19 protein-coding genes are annotated in these 16,923 nt (G+C 70.7%); 9 read left to right on the forward strand and 10 right to left on the reverse strand.

Annotation, left to right across the window (positions count from 1 at the left end):
• Positions 1-49 precede the first annotated feature (49 nt).
• The 5 genes from COA07_RS12195 to COA07_RS12215 all read right to left on the reverse strand — a co-directional run bounded on the left by COA07_RS12195 (position 50) and on the right by COA07_RS12215 (position 4,644).
• Positions 50-1,282, reverse strand: coding sequence for a cytochrome P450 (locus COA07_RS12195; protein WP_066712168.1), 1,233 nt, complete (start codon positions 1,280-1,282; stop codon positions 50-52).
• A 58-nt stretch (positions 1,283-1,340) separates the two neighbouring features.
• Positions 1,341-2,591 (reverse strand): ABC transporter permease, encoded by a 1,251-nt coding sequence (locus COA07_RS12200; RefSeq protein WP_096641094.1) that lies wholly within the window; start codon positions 2,589-2,591, stop codon positions 1,341-1,343.
• Positions 2,588-3,532 (reverse strand): ABC transporter ATP-binding protein, encoded by a 945-nt coding sequence (locus COA07_RS12205; protein ID WP_066712980.1) that lies wholly within the window; start codon positions 3,530-3,532, stop codon positions 2,588-2,590. Before COA07_RS12205 ends, COA07_RS12200 begins: the two co-directional genes overlap by 4 nt.
• Before the next feature lie 63 nt (positions 3,533-3,595).
• Complete coding sequence (locus tag COA07_RS12210; RefSeq protein ID WP_066712983.1) at positions 3,596-3,979, reverse strand: hypothetical protein; 384 nt, start codon at positions 3,977-3,979, stop codon at positions 3,596-3,598.
• Positions 3,976-4,644, reverse strand: a complete 669-nt coding sequence (locus COA07_RS12215; RefSeq protein WP_066712987.1) for an EI24 domain-containing protein — start codon at positions 4,642-4,644, stop codon at positions 3,976-3,978. The genes COA07_RS12210 and COA07_RS12215 overlap by 4 nt, the downstream gene beginning before the upstream one ends.
• Positions 4,645-4,738: 94 nt before the next feature.
• On the opposite strand from COA07_RS12215, the gene COA07_RS12220 reads away from it, so the two are divergent.
• The 5 genes from COA07_RS12220 to COA07_RS12240 are packed head-to-tail and all read left to right on the forward strand — an operon-like array spanning position 4,739 to position 9,639.
• Entirely contained in the window at positions 4,739-5,734 is a 996-nt protein-coding gene (locus tag COA07_RS12220; RefSeq protein ID WP_066712990.1) for an adenosine kinase, read from the forward strand.
• Between the two features lie 46 nt (positions 5,735-5,780).
• Positions 5,781-8,201 (forward strand): ATP-dependent helicase HrpB, encoded by a 2,421-nt coding sequence (hrpB, locus tag COA07_RS12225; RefSeq protein WP_096641096.1) that lies wholly within the window; start codon positions 5,781-5,783, stop codon positions 8,199-8,201.
• 57 nt (positions 8,202-8,258) lie between these two features.
• A complete protein-coding gene (locus COA07_RS12230; protein ID WP_066711452.1) occupies positions 8,259-8,699 on the forward strand; it encodes a copper chaperone PCu(A)C in 441 nt (146 codons plus the stop codon).
• Positions 8,696-9,175 carry a vgr related protein gene (locus COA07_RS12235; RefSeq protein WP_066711451.1) on the forward strand — a complete coding sequence of 160 codons (480 nt, stop codon included), beginning with the start codon at positions 8,696-8,698 and terminating at the stop codon, positions 9,173-9,175. The genes COA07_RS12230 and COA07_RS12235 overlap by 4 nt, the downstream gene beginning before the upstream one ends.
• Positions 9,172-9,639 carry a hotdog fold thioesterase gene (locus tag COA07_RS12240; RefSeq protein ID WP_066711450.1) on the forward strand — a complete coding sequence of 156 codons (468 nt, stop codon included), beginning with the start codon at positions 9,172-9,174 and terminating at the stop codon, positions 9,637-9,639. The genes COA07_RS12235 and COA07_RS12240 overlap by 4 nt, the downstream gene beginning before the upstream one ends.
• A 68-nt stretch (positions 9,640-9,707) precedes the next feature.
• Here COA07_RS12240 and gorA read toward each other — a convergent pair whose 3' ends face one another.
• The 4 genes from gorA to pgi all read right to left on the reverse strand — a co-directional run bounded on the left by gorA (position 9,708) and on the right by pgi (position 13,313).
• Entirely contained in the window at positions 9,708-11,057 is a 1,350-nt protein-coding gene (gorA, locus tag COA07_RS12245; RefSeq protein WP_066711449.1) for a glutathione-disulfide reductase, read from the reverse strand.
• A 119-nt stretch (positions 11,058-11,176) separates the two neighbouring features.
• On the reverse strand, positions 11,177-11,572 hold the full coding sequence (gene vapC, locus COA07_RS12250) for a type II toxin-antitoxin system VapC family toxin (RefSeq protein ID WP_066711448.1): 396 nt from the start codon (positions 11,570-11,572) through the stop codon (positions 11,177-11,179).
• The gene (locus COA07_RS12255) at positions 11,569-11,778 is read right to left on the reverse strand and encodes a type II toxin-antitoxin system VapB family antitoxin (protein ID WP_066711447.1); all 210 of its coding nucleotides are present in this window, start codon (positions 11,776-11,778) and stop codon (positions 11,569-11,571) included. Before COA07_RS12255 ends, vapC begins: the two co-directional genes overlap by 4 nt.
• Positions 11,779-11,822: 44 nt before the next feature.
• Entirely contained in the window at positions 11,823-13,313 is a 1,491-nt protein-coding gene (pgi, locus tag COA07_RS12260; protein ID WP_066711446.1) for a glucose-6-phosphate isomerase, read from the reverse strand.
• A gap of 73 nt (positions 13,314-13,386) precedes the next feature.
• Here pgi and lepB point away from each other — a divergent pair, with 73 nt between their 5' ends.
• The 3 genes from lepB (at position 13,387) to rlmB (ending at position 15,748) form a co-directional block, all read left to right on the forward strand.
• Positions 13,387-14,214, forward strand: a complete 828-nt coding sequence (gene lepB, locus COA07_RS12265) for a signal peptidase I (RefSeq protein ID WP_066711445.1) — start codon at positions 13,387-13,389, stop codon at positions 14,212-14,214.
• A complete protein-coding gene (gene rnc / locus COA07_RS12270) occupies positions 14,211-14,912 on the forward strand; it encodes a ribonuclease III (protein ID WP_066711444.1) in 702 nt (233 codons plus the stop codon). Before lepB ends, rnc begins: the two co-directional genes overlap by 4 nt.
• An 89-nt stretch (positions 14,913-15,001) precedes the next feature.
• Complete coding sequence (rlmB, locus tag COA07_RS12275) at positions 15,002-15,748, forward strand: 23S rRNA (guanosine(2251)-2'-O)-methyltransferase RlmB (protein ID WP_066711443.1); 747 nt, start codon at positions 15,002-15,004, stop codon at positions 15,746-15,748.
• A 49-nt stretch (positions 15,749-15,797) separates the two neighbouring features.
• Here rlmB and COA07_RS12280 read toward each other — a convergent pair whose 3' ends face one another.
• Positions 15,798-16,115 (reverse strand): 2Fe-2S iron-sulfur cluster-binding family protein, encoded by a 318-nt coding sequence (locus tag COA07_RS12280; protein WP_066711442.1) that lies wholly within the window; start codon positions 16,113-16,115, stop codon positions 15,798-15,800.
• Between the two features lie 54 nt (positions 16,116-16,169).
• Here COA07_RS12280 and COA07_RS12285 point away from each other — a divergent pair, with 54 nt between their 5' ends.
• Positions 16,170-16,796, forward strand: coding sequence for a DNA-3-methyladenine glycosylase family protein (locus COA07_RS12285; protein ID WP_066711441.1), 627 nt, complete (start codon positions 16,170-16,172; stop codon positions 16,794-16,796).
• Positions 16,797-16,923: the final 127 nt, after the last annotated feature.

Consider the following 16,923-nt stretch of genomic DNA (forward strand, 5'->3'; position numbering starts at 1 on the left):
CGTTGCAAAAAAGAGACAGGGTGGCCGACCTATGGGCCGGCCAACCCCTTCAATAACGGGAGATTTCTACCGGAAGGTGGCGATAGCCGTGGACGAAGCACGCCGCCACGCGATCGGGCGCGCCGGTGACGTTCACGCGCATCCGGCGCTTCGCCATCTCCTCCAGCAGGATCGCGACCTGCAGTTCCGCCAGCCGCGCGCCGACGCAGCGGTGGATGCCGTGGCCGAACGCCAGGTGGCGGCGGGCATTGGGGCGATCGACCTGGTAATCGTCGGCGTTGGGACCGAACACGCTTTCGTCGCGGTTGGCGGAGATGTACCACATCACCACCTTGTCGCCCGCGGCGATCTGCTGCCCCATCAGTTCGGTGTCCTGCTGCGCGGTGCGCGCCATGTGCGCGAGCGGGGTCTGCCAGCGGATGATTTCGCTGACGGCATTGGGGATCAGCGCGCTGTCCGCCTCCAGCTTTGCCCGCTCGGCCGGAAACTGATCGAGCGCGTAGACGAGGCCAGACATGGTGTTGCGCGTGGTATCGTTGCCGCCGACGATCAGGAGGATGAGGTTCCCCATGAACTCATTGGGTTCCATGTGGCTCATCGCGTCCGAATGGATCATCATCGAGATGAGGTCGGGGGTCGGCGCCGCGCCCGCCTTGGCCGCCCACAGTTTCTGGAAATAGGCGCCGCATTCGTAGATCTTCTCGAGCCGCTGCTGGCGCAGTTCCTCGCTCTTGGCCAGTTCGATGTCGCCCATCCAGTCGGACCACATGGTCAGCTTCGCGCGGTCTTCCCAGGGGAAGTCGAAGAGGATCGCCAGCATCTGCGTCGTCAGTTCGATCGATACGCGCTCGACCCAGTCGAATCCGGTGTTCCACGGCAGCGTGTCGAGCACCTCGGCGCTGCGGTCGCGGATGTTCTTGGTCAGCCGTACCATTTCGCTGGGGGTGAAGGCGGGGGCGACGGTGCGGCGCTGCGCGGTGTGGATCGGGCGGTCGCGGCCGATGAACATCGGCATCCGCACCTCGTCCGAGGCGATCGGCGAGATGGTGAAGCCGTTCGCTTCCGAGGAATAGAGATCGGGTAGCGATTCGACCTCGACGATCGGCTTGTACGTGCTGACCGACCAATAGGGGCCGAAATCCGAATCGGCGACCTTGTGCACCGGCGCCTCGGCGCGCAGCCGGCGGAACGGTTCGTGCCAGGTGTCGTCGCGATAGATGTCGGGCCGGCTGACGTCGAACGGATCGACGGGTTGGGTCACTTCCCGGGCCAGGGTCGCCATGGTCACTCTCCTCTTTTGGTTGCGAGAAGAAACCTAACTGACACTGGTGTCAATGGGGTTACTGCGTCCCTCCGCGCGCGAACAGTCGCCGCCATGCGGGCCGGGCGCTGCCCGATTGCAGCACGCCGCGGCGGAACAGCCGCGCGCCGACCGTGATGAAGATCGCGACCCACACCAATTGCCACAGCAGCGCCAGCGCGTGCGGCCACAGCGCGGGCAGCGCGGCGGCGCGGCCGGCCATGGCGTAGGGGGATGACAGCGGGAACAGCTGCGTCGCGATCGCCAGCCAGCCGTCGGGATCGGACGCGCCGGCCGATGCCAGCGCGAACATCGCCACCTGCACGATGGTGACCGGCAGCGACAGCATCTGGATCTCGCGCATCGTCGATGCCTGCGCGCCCACGCCCAGGAAGATCGAGCCGAGCAGCAGATAGGCGGTCGCGAAATAGGCGGCGAACAGCAGCGCGAACGGCCCCGCGCCGACCGCGGGCGACAGCTGCCGCAGCCCCGCGCCGATGTCGCCGGGCAGGAACGCCCCCGCCTGGCTGACCAGCGTCCCCCAGAAGGCGACGAACAGCACCGCGACCCCGAACATGCCGAGCAGCTTGCCCAGGAACACGCTTTCCAGCGGGACCGCGGCGGCCAGCACCTCGATCACCTTGTTGTTGCGTTCCTCCGCCATGGTGCCGACGACCTGGCCCGACAGGAACAGCGTCAGGAAGAAGATGCCGAAGACGGCGCCGAATGCCGACGCATCGCGCCCGCCCGCCGATGGCGCGGCGGTGACGATGCGTTCCAGCACCGGTTCGGCCAGCGCGGGGGCGCCGGCGCGGCGCACCAGCGCGGCGTCGCGCGCCAGCCCGGCGAGGTAGCGCGCCCCGTCCCGGTCGCCGGCGGCATAGGTGACGACGGGGCGGTCGAGCGGGCCGTGAAGTACGGCCGCGACGCTGAGGCCGCCGATCGCGCCGCGCCCTTCCAGCATCGCGCGCGCTTCCTGCGCGGCGTCCCCGGTCACCGGATGCGGGATCAGCCGCGGCGGGGCGCGATCGTCGTCGCGCAAGCTGCGCTGGCGCGCGTCGGCGGCCATCACCGCGCGCACGTCGTCGACGGGCAGCAGCAGCACCAACCGCTGCTTGGCGGCGGTGCCGCGCGTCGCATTGGCCGCGCCCAGTCCGCCGATCAGGCTGAACGACAGCATGATGACCGGCGCGAACAGGAACAGCAGGAAGATCGGCGTGAAGACCGTCGCGGTGAAATCGCGGCGCGCGATCGTCAGCGTCTGGCGCAGGTGGCGGCGGAACGGGGTCATGCGGCGCGCTCCGTCGCGGGGGCGGGGGTGGCGGCGGCCGCCGCCTCGCCGACGATGCGCACGAACGCCTCGTGCAGGCCGGGGCGTTCGATGGCGAGGCCGGCGATGCCGTATCCCGCCGCGATCAGCCGCGTCAGCAGCCCCTCGATCCCCTCCGCCGGCAGCTGGAAGCGCCAGCCGTCGCCGTCGCGCGCGGCATCGGCGGGCAGCAGCCCGGCCAGCGCCGTATCGGCATGATGGGGGACGTAGCGGACCTGCGGCGGCAACAGCCCGCGCGCCTCGTCCACCGTCCCTTCGAACCGGCGGCGGCCGCCCGCGATCACCGCCAGCCGGTCGCACAGCCGCTGCGCATGCGCCATGACATGGGTGGAGAACAGGATCGTCGCGCCGCGATCGCGCTCGGCCAGGATCAGCGCCTCCAGCCGTTCCTGGTTGACCGGATCCAGCCCCGAAAAGGGTTCGTCCAGCACGATCAGGTCGGGGCGGTGGACGACCGAGCCGAGCAGCTGGACCAGCTGCGCCATGCCTTTCGACAGCTTGCGGATCTTCTCGTCCGCCGCATGGCCCAGCCCGGCGGCCTCCAGCATCTCCGCTGCGCGAGCGCGCCCGGTGGCCCAGTCCAGCCCGCGCAGCGCGCCCATGAACGCGATCGCCTCGCGCGCCTTCATCGCGGGATAGAGGCCGCGCTCCTCGGGCAGATAGCCGACGCGGTCGCCGGCATCGCGCGGGTGGCGCGCGCCCAGCAGGATGCGCTCGCCCTCGTCCGGTTCGATGATGCCCAGCAACATGCGCAGCGTCGTGGTCTTGCCCGCGCCATTGGGACCGAGCACGCCGTAGATCGCGCCGCGCGGCACCACCAGGTCGACGCCATCGACGACGCGCCGGTCGCCGAATCGCTTCACCAGGCCGTCGGCGACGACGGCTGACGGATGGGATGACACGTAGCGCCCCTTTTGACTGCCCAGCGCGCGGTGGTAGCCGCGCCGCCGCGCCGCGCCAATCGCTTACTTGCCGCCGGTGCGGCGCGCGATCGCGGCGGCGCAGCTGGCGCGGTCGATGCTGCTGCCGTCGCGCTGGCGGGTGTCGACCCAGGTGACGCGTGGCTCCGCGCCCGCTTTCGCCGGATAGAGATAGGCGTCCATGACGCAGATCGCGCTGGTGAACTGCAGCTTGCGCGCGGTGCCTTCGCGCACGTCGGCATCGGGCTGCCCGAACTGGCGCACCAGCGCGGCGGCATCCTGCCCGACGACGTTGCCAAGGCCGGTCTGCGGGATCGGGATCAGCGGCGCGCGCGCCGCGCCGCCCGACGCGCCGGTGGTGGCGCAGCCCGCCAGCAGCGCCAGCGCGAACGGCAGGATCAGGAGGCTGGCCCGCGGCTGCGGTTTCATCGGTCGGTCCCGTGGTAAAGGTGCGTCGCCATCGCGGCGCCGATCACCGGCGCCAGGATGTTGAGCAGCGGAACCACGAACAGGGCGGTTCCCGCAAGCCCCAGCGCGAACCGCCGCCCGGCGGTCGCCGCGCGCCAGCCCCGCATCGCCGCAGCGTCCATGTGGCGCGCCGCCACCATGTCGGTCAGGTCGCGCCCCAGCAGCCAGGCATTGACCACGAAGAACGCCGCCGCGGTGCCCACGCCGGTCACCAGCAGCGCGACATAGACCGGCATCATCAAAAGGTTCACGCCCACGAACCGCGCCGCCGATCCGGCGCCCATCGCCAGCCCGCGGTGGAAAGGCACCGCGCGCGCGCTGGCGAGGCGATCGGGGTAATGGCGCCGCTCCACCGCGGCGACGATCGTGTCCGCGAACAGCCCGACCACCAGGATCGCGACCGCGCGGAACAGCAGCCACAGCGCCAGCACCGTCACCAGCGTCGCCGCCACGCCGGCCAGCGCGCCATGCCACGCCACGTTCGCCAGCAGCGCGTCGATCCCCCACCACAAGGCACCGCCCAGGGCGGCGAAGATCGCCAGCGTGATCGCGAGCGAGGCGGCCAGCACGCGGCGCACCGGCGGATCGCCCAATTGCCCGACGGCCAGGAAGAACGCGCGGATCATCGCCCGCCAGCGTTGCGCCGCGCGACGCGGTTGCGCAAGGGCACGCGGCGCTTTACGCGGGCGGGCTTACGCTTTCCCAGCCAGGATCACATCCTTGACCGAACCCCGTTACGACGTGGTCGCGATCGGCAATGCCATCGTCGACATCATCGCCCCCGCGACCGACGCCTTCATCGCCGATAACGGCATGACCAAGGGCGCGATGGCGCTGGTCTTCTCCCCCGAGGAAGCCGACGCGCTGTACGGCAAGATGGGGCCGGGGCAGGAGGTGTCGGGCGGTTCGGCGGCGAACACGATCGCGGGCATGGCCGCGCTGGGCGCCGAATGCGCGTTCATCGGGCAGGTCGCCGACGACCAGCTGGGCGCGGTGTTCGCGCACGACATCCGCGCCGCGGGCATCCGTTTCGACACCGCCGCGCGCGCCGGTGCGCCGACGACGGGGCGCTGCCTGATCTTCGTGACGCCCGACGGGCAGCGCACGATGAACACCTTCCTGGGTGCCTCGCACTACCTGCCGGAAGCGGCGCTGGACCGCGATCTGATCGCCGATGCGCGCTACCTCTATCTCGAAGGCTATCTGTGGGACCCGGAGGAGCCGCGCGCCGCGATGCGCGCCGCGATCGAGGTGGCGCGCGCCGCGGGGCGCAAGGTGGCGTTCACGCTGTCCGCCGAATTCGTCATCGACCGCCACCGCGCGGCGTTCCACGACCTGATCGACCAGGGGCTGATCGACGTTCTGTTCGCCAATGAGGCGGAGATCATGTCGCTGACCGAGACGGGCGACGTCGAGGCGGCGATCGACGCGGTGCGCCACAAGGTGCCGCTGGTCGTCGTGACGCTGAGCGAGCGCGGCGCGTGCGCGATCGCGGGCGATGCGCGCGTGTCGGTGCCCGCGCAGTCGATCGACAAGGTGGTGGACACCACCGGCGCAGGCGACCTGTTCGCCGCCGGCTTCCTCCACGGGCAGGCGCGGGGGCAGTCGCTGGAAGCGTCGCTGACGCTGGGCGCGATCTGCGCCGCGGAGGTGATCCAGCATTTCGGCGCGCGCCCGATGGCGGACCTGAAGGCGCTGACCGCGGGGGTCGCCTGACAGGCGCCCGGACCGTGTGACAGGCAGTGACGTGCGGGCGAACCGGATGACCCTTCCCATCCACGCCGTCCTGCCCGATCTGCTCGCCGCGCTGCGCGCGCGTTCGTCGGCGGTGCTGGTCGCGCCGCCGGGCGCGGGCAAGACCACCGCGGTCGCCCCCGCGCTGCTGGCCGAGCCATGGTGCACCGGCGAGGTGCTGGTCACCTCGCCCCGCCGGCTGGCGGCGCGCGCGGCGGCGGAGCGGATGGCGGCGCTGGCCGACGAGCCGGTCGGGCGCACCTTCGGCTATGCCACGCGGCTGGACACGAAACGGTCGGCGGCGACGCGCGTCACCGTCGTGACCGAGGGCATCCTGACCGCGCGGTTGCAGAATGATCCCGAACTGGCGGGCGTGTCCGCGATCCTGTTCGACGAAGTGCACGAACGCAGCCTGGACGGCGATTTCGGGCTGGCGCTGGCGCTGGATGCGCAGGGGGCGCTGCGCCCCGACCTGCGCATCGTCGCGATGTCCGCCACGCTGGACGGCGCGCGCTTCGCCGCGTTGATGGGCGATGCGCCGGTGGCTGAAAGCGCGGGGCGCAGCTTCCCGCTGGAACTGCGCCATGTCGGGCGCGCGGGCGAGGCGCGGATCGAGGACGATATGGCCGCCGCGATCCGCCGCGCGCTGGCGGAGGAGACGGGCGGCGTGCTCGCCTTCCTGCCGGGCGTCGCGGAGATCGAGCGGACGGCCGAGCGGCTGGGCGACCTGACCGGCGTGCGGCTGCACCGGTTGCACGGCAGCGTGGACCCGGCGGCGCAGCGCGCGGCGATCCGCGCCGAGCCGGACGGCGCGCGCAAGCTGGTGCTGGCGACGTCGATCGCCGAGACCAGCCTGACGCTGGACGGCATCCGCGTGGTGGTGGATTCGGGGCTGGCGCGGCGCCCGCGCTACGACCGTGCGGTCGGCATGACCCGGCTGGTGACCGAGCGCGAGAGCCAGGCGGCGGCGACCCAGCGCGCGGGCCGCGCCGCGCGGCAGGCGCCGGGCGTCGCCTATCGCCTGTGGGAGGCGGCGGCGACCGCGGGGATGCCGCGGTTCGACCCGCCGGAGATCCTGGAGGCGGACCTGTCGGCGCTGCTGCTCGCCACCGCGATCTGGGGCGTCGCCGACCCGCGCCAGCTGGCGTGGATCGACCCCCCGCCCGAAGCCGCGGTGGCGGAGGCGCGCGCGCGGCTGGCGGGGCTGGGCGCGCTGGACGACGACGGGCGGCCGACCGCGCATGGCCGCGCGATGGCGGCGCTGCCGATGGCGCCGCGGCTGGCGCACATGCTGTTGCTCGCCCCCGACAAAAGGCTGGCCGCCGAGGTCGCGGTGCTGCTGCAGGAGCGCGGGCTGGGCGGCCCCGATGCCGATCTGGAGGTACGCTGGCGACGCTGGCGCGGCGACCGTTCGGCCAAGGCGGACAGCGCGCGCGGACTGGCGAAACGCTGGGCAGCGATGGTGCGCGGCGGTGCCGAGGGGGGCGGGGAGGGGACGATCGCGGGATGCGTCGCGCTGGCCTTCCCCGATCGCGTGGCGAAGCGCCGCGATGCGAGCGGCGAGCGCTGGGCCTCGGCGGGCGGGCGCGGTTTCCGGCTCGACCCCGCGGCACCGCTGGCGCGGCAGCAATGGCTGGCGGTGGCCGAGACGCAGGGGATGGCGGCGGGTGCGCGCATCCTGTCCGCCGCCGCGATCGACGCCGATGAGGTGGAGGCGATGTTCGCCGACCGGATCGCGACCCACCGCACCGCCAGCTTCGACCTCGCGACCGGCGCGGTGCAGGCGCTGCGCGAGCGGCGGCTGGGCGCGATCCGCGTGTCGAGCGGTCCGGACAGCGCCGCCGATCCCGCGACGATCGCCGCGGCGCTGGTGGAGGGGGTGCGCCGCCGCGGGCTGGCGCTGCTGCCGTGGTCGGCGGGGGCGGCCGCGCTGCGGACGCGCGCGGCCTATGCCGGCGTGCCGCTGGACGATGCGACGCTGGTCGCGCGGCTGGACGAGTGGCTGCCCGCGCTGGTGGCGGGCAAGCGCCGGTTGGACGCGATCGCGCCGGGGGCGCTGACCGATGGGCTGCGCACGCTGCTGGGCTGGGACGCGCTGCGCCAGATCGACCGGCTGGCACCCGCCGACTTCACCAGTCCGGCGGGGTCAACCCATGCGATCGACTATGGTGCGGAGGCGGGGCCGACCGTGGAGTTGCGCGTGCAGGCGCTGTTCGGGCTGGACGTCCATCCGGTGGTGGGGGAAGCGCGCGTGCCGTTGGTCCTGTCGCTGACCAGCCCGGCGGGACGGCCGATCCAGACGACCCGCGACCTGCCCGGTTTCTGGCGCGGCAGCTGGAGCGCGGTGGCCAAGGAGATGCGTGGCCGCTACCCGCGCCACCCCTGGCCCGACGACCCGGCCGCCGCCAGCGCGACATTGCGCACCAAGAAGGCGGATGCGCGGCGGTAGGATTGCGGGCGGGGCCACGGCTTCGTAGGCAGGGGCGACAGGACGGGAGACGATGCGATGCGGATGATGGCACTGGCACCGGTGGTGATGATGGTCGCAGCCTGTTCCGGCGCACCGCAGACGCCGGTCGCGGGCGATGCCTATGTCCGGTTGGCGGCGGTCCCGGGGCGGCCGGCGGCTGGCTATGCCGTGCTGCACGGCGGGGCGAAGGACAGCGCGCTGGTGCAGATCACCGCGCCCGGCGTCGCGCGCATCGAACTGCACAACAGCCGCATGACCGGCAACGGGATGATGGCGATGGACGCGGTGAAGGCGCTGCCGGTGCCCAGGGCGGGGACGGTCACGCTGGCGCCGGGCGGCTATCATGCGATGCTGTTCGGCGTGCCGGCGGGCGTGACGCCGGGCACCAAGTTGCCGCTCACCTTCCGCTTCGACGACGGGACCGCGGTGGAGGTGCCCGCGACCGTGATCGGCGCGGGCGAGGCGGCGCCCGAGTGACCCGGCGCGCGCTGACCGCGGGCGAGGTGGCGCTGGCGCGGTCGGTGTATGGCGACACGATCGACTATGCCCGGGTCGGGCTGGCGCGGCGCAAATGGGCGTTCTTCCAGCCGCGCAATGTGGTGATGGCGCCGGCCGGGACGATCCACTTCCACCCGCGCGGCGACCTGTGGCGTGACGATTTCGCCGCTGCGCCGCTGGATGCGCAGGGGCTGTTCATCCACGAGATGTGCCACATCTGGCAGCACCAGCGCGGCGTCTGCCTGCCGCTGGCGCGGCATCCGTTCTGCCGCTACCATTATGCGATCCGCCCCGGCTGGCGGCTGGAGCGATACGGGATCGAGCAGCAGGCGGAGATCGTCCGCCATGCCTTCCTGTTGCGGCGCGGGGCGCGGGTGCCCGGTGCGCCGGAACTGGCCCGATACGAGACGATCCTTCCCTTTCCCACCGGCGCAGGAGCGACGCGGCAGGCATGACGACCACGACGAACACGACGATCTGGCATGGCGGCACCCCCGATCTGGCGCGGCTGACGGAAGCGGGCGCGACGTCGATGCCCGGTTTCCTGGGGATCGAGTTCGTCGCGGTGGGCGACGACTGGCTGACCGCGCGGATGCCGGTGACCGAGCGGACCAGGCAGCCCTATGGCCGGCTGCACGGCGGCGCCTCCGTCGCGCTGGCCGAGACGGTCGCGTCGGTCGCGGCGATGGCGACGCTGGACCCGGCGGTGTCGGCGGCGGTGGGGATGGAGATCAACGCCAACCACCTGCGCCCCGCCGGCGACGGTTACGTCCACGCCACCGCCCGCGCCGAATCGCTGGGCCGCACCAGCCAGGTGTGGACGATCCGCATCATCGACGCGGCCGAGCGGCTGGTGTGCATCGCGCGGATGACCGCGGCGGTGATCCCGGCGCAGCGCGGGGCGGTGGCGGCGGCGTAGGCGGGCGGGCTGCTGCGTTCCCTTGCCGGGAGACCCCAGCTTTCGCTGGGGTGACGTGTGGGGGGGCGCTACTTGAGCAGCACCAGTTCCTCCGCCATGGTCGGGTGGAGCGCGACGGTGGCGTCGAACTGCGCCTTGGTCAGCCCGGCCTTCACCGCGACCGCGGCGGACTGGATGATCTCCGCCACTTCGGGGCCGATCATGTGGATGCCGACGACCCGGTCGGTTTCGCCGTCGCAGACCATCTTGTAGAGCGCGCGTTCGTCGCGGCCCGCCAGCACGTTCTTCATCGGGCGGAAATCTGACGAATAGACCTTCACCGATCCCAGCTTCTGCCGCGCCTCCGCCTCGGTCATGCCGACGCCGGCGATCGGCGGGTGGCTGAACACCGCCGAGGGCACGCAGTCGTAGTCGACCACGGTCGCCTTGCCGCCGAACAGGTTGTCGGCGAACGCCTGCCCTTCGCGGATCGCGATCGGGGTCAGCTGGATGCGGTTGGTGACGTCGCCGATCGCGTAGATCGACGGGCAGGTGGAGCGGTTGTGGTCATCGACCTTCACCGCGCCCATGTCGTCCAGTTCGACCCCGGCGGTGTCCAGCCCCAGGCCATGCGTGTTCGGCTTCCGCCCGGTGGCGAACATCACCATGTCGACCACCGCGGGTTCGTGGTTCGCCATGCTGACCTTCAGGCAGCCGTCGTCGAGCTTCTCGATTCCCTGGAAGGTGGCGTCGAAGCGGAATTCCAGCCCCTTCATCATGCTGATCTGGAGCAGCCGGTCGCGGATCTGCAGGTCGTAGCCGCGCAGGATGTCCTTCGTGCGGTTCATCAGGATGACGTGCGCGCCCAGTTGATGGAAGATGCCGGCGAATTCGTTGGCGATATAGCCCGCGCCCGCGATCAGCACGCGCTTGGGCACCGCCTCCAGGTGGAACGCCTCGTTCGAGGTGATGCCGTGTTCGTGGCCGGGGCATTCGGGGATCGCCGGATGCGCGCCGACCGCGATCAGGATCGTCTTCGCGGTCTTCTTCGTGCCGTCGGCCAGCGTCACCTCGTTCGGGCCGGAGACGGTGGCGCGCTGGTGGATGATCTCGGCCCCGTTCGACTCGAGCGTGGTGGTATAGGCCTGGTTGATCCGGTCCACCTCCTTCAGCACGTTGTCGCGCAGCCGCGGCCAGCTGAACGCGCAGTCGGGGGGCACGTCCCAGCCGAAATGGCGCGCGTCGCGCAGATCCTCGGCGAAATGCGCGCCATAGACGAGCAGCTTCTTGGGGACGCAGCCGCGGATCACGCAGGTGCCGCCGACGCGATATTCCTCCGCCACCGCCACGCGTGCGCCATGCGCCGCCGCGACCCGCGACGCGCGCGTGCCGCCGGAACCGGCACCGATGACGAAAAGGTCGTAGTCGAACTCGGACATGGCGGCTCCGGCATCTGCGAATGTTGCGAAAGTTGAGACAATCGCGGGGTCAACATTGAACCGGCGGGGCGCCGGTTGGTGCCGCTGTTAGCAGCGCGCGGCGGGGTAGGACAGGCAGGTCACACCATCGCGGACCGTAGCCCCAGATGCGCGACGAACGGATCGAAATCACGATCGGCGTAGAGCAGCGGGATGTTGTCGACAATGCAGCGCGTGGCGATCAGCGTGTCGATCGTCTTGCGGATCGTGATGCCGCGTTCCCGCAGGGTGCGGTAGTGGCGCGCGGCTTGTACGGCGATCTCCGGTCCGCCGATCGTGACGACGTCCAGATTCAGAAGCTGTGCGCTGGCAATGGCGAACGCCCTTTCCGAGCGCGTACCCTGCAGCACTTCGGCGATAACGAGGTCGGCGGTCAGGACACGCTCACCCAGCAGCGCCCTCTTGAGATGATCGGTCTGGGGAGTTGCACGCGCGTGGAGAAAATCGACCCAGACGCTGCTGTCCACCAGCATCATTCGTCGGCTGCGATGTACTTGCTGGTCCGCATGTCATCCAAGTCGCCGTCCCAGCCCAATCCCCACAATTCCATCAAGCCTTCTTGTCGCTTGAGGCGAAGGGCGATGCGGAGCGCATTGTCGACAGCTTCACGTTTCGTCGCGGCGCCTGTCGCGCGCATGACGCTGCTGACGAGTTCGTCGTCGATGTCGATGCTGGTCCGCATGTGTATGGCTCCGCAGAGCCATACACATAATCGGTCGTCCGCGCTTATGCCAGACCGGCGCGGGCGATGAGGTCGGTGGTGGAAGGGTCGAAGTCGCCGCCGCCCTTCGCCGCGGCCTTGGCCATTTCCTTGCCCAGCTCGACGCCGAACTGGTCGAAGGAATTGATGCCGAGCAGCACGCCCGCCACGAACACGCGATGTTCGTAGAAGGCGATCAGCGCGCCCAGCGTGCGCGCGTCGAGCCGGTCGAGCAGCAGCGTGGACGACGGGCGATCCCCCGGATAGCTGCGCGCGGGGTCGTCGGCCTGCTTGCCCTTCATCAGCGCCGCCCCTTGCGCAAAGGCGTTGAGCAGCAGCTGGCGATGATGTTCGGCGGGCAGGGTGTCGCCCGCCTCGGTCACCGCGACGAACTCGACCGGCACGATGTGGGTGCCCTGGTGGAGCAGCTGGAACACCGCATGCTGCGCATCGGTGCCCACCCCGCCCCAGGTGATCGGCGCGGTGGGGCGGCCGACCGGCTGGCCGCCCACCGTGACGCCCTTGCCGTTCGATTCCATCTCCAGCTGTTGCAGATAGCTGGGCAGCAGGCGCAGCCGCTCGTCATAGGCGAAGGTGGCGCGCGTCTCGCAATGGCGGACCTGGGTATAATAGAGGTCGGCAAAGGCGGCGAGCGCGGGGGCGTTTTCGTGCAGCGCGGACAGGCGGAAGTGGCGGTCCATCTCCGCCGCGCCGTCCAGCAGCTCCTCGAACTGTTCCCAGCCCAGCTTGATCGCGGCGGGGAAGCCGATCGACGACCACAGCGAATAGCGCCCGCCGACCCCTTCGGAAAAGGGCAGGACGCGGGTTTCGTCGACGCCCCATTCGATCGCCTTGTCGGGCGAGGCGGTGAGCGCGATGACGCGGCCGTAGGGATCGTCCACCCCGGCGCCGGTCATCCAGGAGATGACGCTGTCGGCGTTCATCATCGTCTCGGTCGTGGTGAAGGTCTTCGACGCGACCACCAGCAAAGTGGCGGCAGGGTCGAAGCGGTCGAACACGTCGTCCAGCGCCATGCCGTCGACGTTGGAGACGATCGCGACGTCGTAGCGGTCGCTGTCCCGCCCCAGCGCATCGACCAGCAGGTGCGGCCCCAGCGCCGAGCCGCCGATGCCGACGTGCAGGACGTGGCGGACCGGGCCGAAGGCATCCGCCTCGATCGCGTCGATCACCGCGCGCATCCGCGCGTGATAGGAGGCGGCGCGCGCGACGCTGTCGGCCTTGCCCTCGCCGCGTTCGGCGGTGTGCTCGACCGGGCGATCCTCGGTCACGTTGACATGTTCGCCCGCGAACATCGCCTCGCGCCGGCCGGCCAGGTCGGCCTCCTTCGCCAGCGCCTCGAACGCGGCGAGCGCATCGGCGGTCAGATGCGTCTTCGACCAGTCGAAATGGATGCCCGCGACGTCGAGCGACAGGCGCTTGAGCCGGTCGGCGTCGGCGGCGAACAGCGCGTCGAGCCGTTCGGAGGGGAGTGTTTCGATCCGGGACCAGTCCGCCATTGTCCGTCTTCCCTATGCTGTCGTGCCAAGCCTTCGCTTGACGCGCCCGCGCCGTTAGGCGACGCGAAGCGTCATGGCCACCCCTCCTGTCGCCGGCAAAACCGCCGGTAGCCCCGCCCGTTCCGAAACCAGCGAGACGATCCGCTTCCTCTTGAAGCTGGTGCTGTTCGTGTTCGTGCTGCGCAGCTTCATCTTCTCGCCCTTCTCGATCCCGTCCGAATCGATGCTGCCGCGGCTGCTGATCGGCGACTATCTGTTCGTGTCGAAGTGGAATTACGGCTATTCGCGCTGGTCGCTGCCATGGGGGCTGCCGCTGATCCCCGGGCGGCTGTTCGCGCGCGATCCGGCGCGCGGCGACGTCGTCGTGTTCCGGTCGATGGGGCCGGACGACCACGACGTCATCAAGCGCGTGATCGGCCTGCCGGGCGACCGGGTGCAGATGCGCGCCGGCCAGCTGTTCCTGAACGGCAAGGCGATTCCCAAGCAGCGCGTCGCCGATTTCATCGTGCCGATCTCGCCCAATTTCCCGACCGAGAAATGCGGCACGCCGTTCCAGGACGTCGACAGTGCCGGGCGCGCGATCTGCCGCTATCCGCAGTTCCGCGAGACGCTGCCCGACGGGAAGAGCTACAACGTGCTCGACCAGGAGAACATCCCGCAGGCCGACGATACCGACGTCTATCACGTGCCGGCGGGCACGGTGTTCCTGATGGGCGACAATCGCGACGATTCGGCCGACAGCCGCTTCGCCCCGCCGGAGGGGATGGGGTACATCCCGATGGAGCGGATCGAGGGCAAGGCGATCGTCAATTTCTGGTCCACCGACGGTTCGGCATCGTGGCTGAAACCGTGGACCTGGGTGTCGGCGGCGCGCCTCGACCGGATCGGTGAGGGCTTTTGAGCGACGATCTGGCCGACTGGATCGAGCGCACGTTCGGGGTCCGGCCGGCGGACACCGCGCCGTTCGTGCGCGCGCTGACCCATTCCAGCCGAGAAGGCGACAGCTACGAGCGGCAGGAGTTCTTGGGCGACCGGGTGCTGGGGCTGGTGATGGCCGAATGGCTGTACGAGACCTTCCCCGACGAACCCGAGGGGCAATTGACCAAAAGGTTCAACGCACTGGTGACCGGCGTGGTGTGTGCCGAAGTCGCGCGCTCGATCGACGCGGAGGCGCGCGTGCGGCTGGGCAAGCAGGCGCATAGCGATGGCGCGCAGCACAGCGACAATGTGCTGGGCGACGTGATGGAGGCGTTGCTGGGCGCGCTGTACCGCACCGCCGGGCTGGACGCGGCGCGCGACGCGATCCGCCGGTTGTGGGCGGATCGGATCCACGCCGATGCGCGCGCGCCGCAACATCCCAAATCGGCGTTGCAGGAATGGGCGGCGGCGAACCGGCGCGCGGTGCCCGCCTATGCGATCGTCGACCGGTCCGGCCCCGGCCATGCGCCGCGCTTCACCGTGGCCGCCAGCGTCGGCAAGGACAGCGTGACCGCGCAAGGGGCGAGCAAGCAGGAGGCGGAAACCGCCGCGGCGCGCGCGCTGCTGACGGCGCTGGAGGAGCAGGCGGCGGCCAGCGCGAAGCCGCGGCGGCGGAAATAGCCGGCGGTTGCGTCGCGTCGGCGCGCGTCGCATAGCGCGCGCATGGTCCGTATCAGATATCACCTATTGACCCGCGCGGGGCGCCGCTGATGGCGCGCCGTGGCCACCGCCCCAGCCAGCAGCAGGGCAACCGCACGCGCCTGTGGGGACGGCACGCGGTGCTGGCTGCGCTCGCCAATCCCGAGCGCGTCGTGCGCAAGATCTGGGGCACGCGCGAGGCGCTGGCCGCGCTGGACCTGCCGCCGGTGCTGCCGATCGTCTATGCCGACGTCGCGGACCTCGGCCGGCTGGTCCCGTCCGACGCGCCGCACCAGGGGCTGGTAGCGGAGGTCGACCCGCTGGAGGACGTGTGGCTGGGCGACCTGTTGCAGCAGGGCGAGGGCGACCAGCGCCCGCTGATCGTGCTGGACCAGGTGACCGACCCGCATAACGTCGGTGCGATCCTGCGGTCCGCCGCGGCGTTCGACGCGCTGGGCATCGTCACGCAGGACCGCCACTCGCCCCCCGAATCGGGCGCGCTGGCACGCGCGGCGAGCGGGGCGCTGGAAAGCGTGCCGTGGGTGCGCGTCGTCAACCTGGCGCGCGCGCTGGAGGAGATGGCGGAGGCCGGCTTCTGGCGGATCGGGCTGACCGGCCATGCCACGCAGACGCTGGCGCAGGCGATGGGCACGCAGCGGATCGCGATCGTGCTGGGCGCGGAGGGCGAGGGGATGCGCCAGAATACCGAGGCGCATTGCGACGAACTGGCGAAGCTGCCGATTTCCGGCAAGGTCGAAAGCCTGAACGTGTCGAACGCCGCGGCGATCGCGCTCTATGCGGTGACCGCGCGCGGTTGAGGGCGCGCGCATCGCGACGGCCGGTGCCGTCGCGATGCGCGCACCATCATCAATCCTCGGCGGCGATCGTCACCTTCAGGCCGTCCAGATCGGCGCCGAACGGGATCTGGCACGCCAGCCGCGAGGTGTCGTTGCGGTCGCCCGAGGAATCGAGCAGGTCGTTCTCGTCCTCGCTCATCGCGGGCAGCGCGCCGACGAAGGCCGGATCGACATGGATGTGGCAGGTCGCGCAGCTGCAGCAGCCGCCGCACAGCGCCAGCATCTCGTCGATGCCGGCGTCGCGGATCACTTCCATCACCGACAGGCCGGCGTCGCCGTCGATCTCGCGTTCTTCCCCCTCACGCGTAACGACGATAAGCTTGGGCATGAATTTCTCCCCGATGAAACAGGTCCCCCATGCCCACTGTCCCGGCGTCGCGCAATGGGGCTGAGCGCCGAGCGGCTGAACGGCGACCTGGACGCGCTGGCGGCGATCGAGCCGGCGTTCGGCGCCGCGCTGGCGCGCGTCGGCTACCCTGCGCCGCGCATCCGCGCGCGCGGCTATGCCACGCTGCTGCGCACGATCGTCGGCCAGCAGGTGAGCGTGAAGGCCGCCGACGCGGTGTGGCGCAAGCTGGAGGTGCTGGGCGACCCGACCGACCCGGCGGTGATCGCGGCGCTGAGCGACGAGGGGCTGCGCGCGTGCGGCTTTTCGCGGCAGAAGACCGGCTATGCCCGCAGCCTGGCCGAGGAGGTGACCAGCGGGCGGCTGAACCTCGATCACCTGCCCGAGGATGACGAGGAGGCGATCGCGCAGCTGGTCCGCGTCAAGGGGATCGGGCGCTGGTCCGCCGAGGTGTATCTGCTGTTCGCGGAGGGGCGCGCCGACATCTGGCCCGCCGGCGACCTGGCGGTGCAGATCGAGGTCGGGCGCATCCTGTCCCTGCCCGAACGGCCGTCCGAACGGCTGACCCGCGAACTGGCCGAGGCATGGCGGCCGTATCGCGGGGCGGCGGCGATCTTCACTTGGCACCATTACGGGGCAGGGGCGGATGCGGCGCCGATCTAGCACTACTTTGGCAGGTTGAAGGAACCGGCTGGAATCGTCATTGATTCCGTTGTCAGTGTGGGCTGACGGGCTGACGACGATGGTGTTGGACGAGGACTGGCGGCGTGATCTGGAGCGCTGGCTTGAG

Source organism: Sphingomonas adhaesiva (assembly GCF_002374855.1).
GTDB classification, from domain to species: domain Bacteria; phylum Pseudomonadota; class Alphaproteobacteria; order Sphingomonadales; family Sphingomonadaceae; genus Sphingomonas; species Sphingomonas adhaesiva.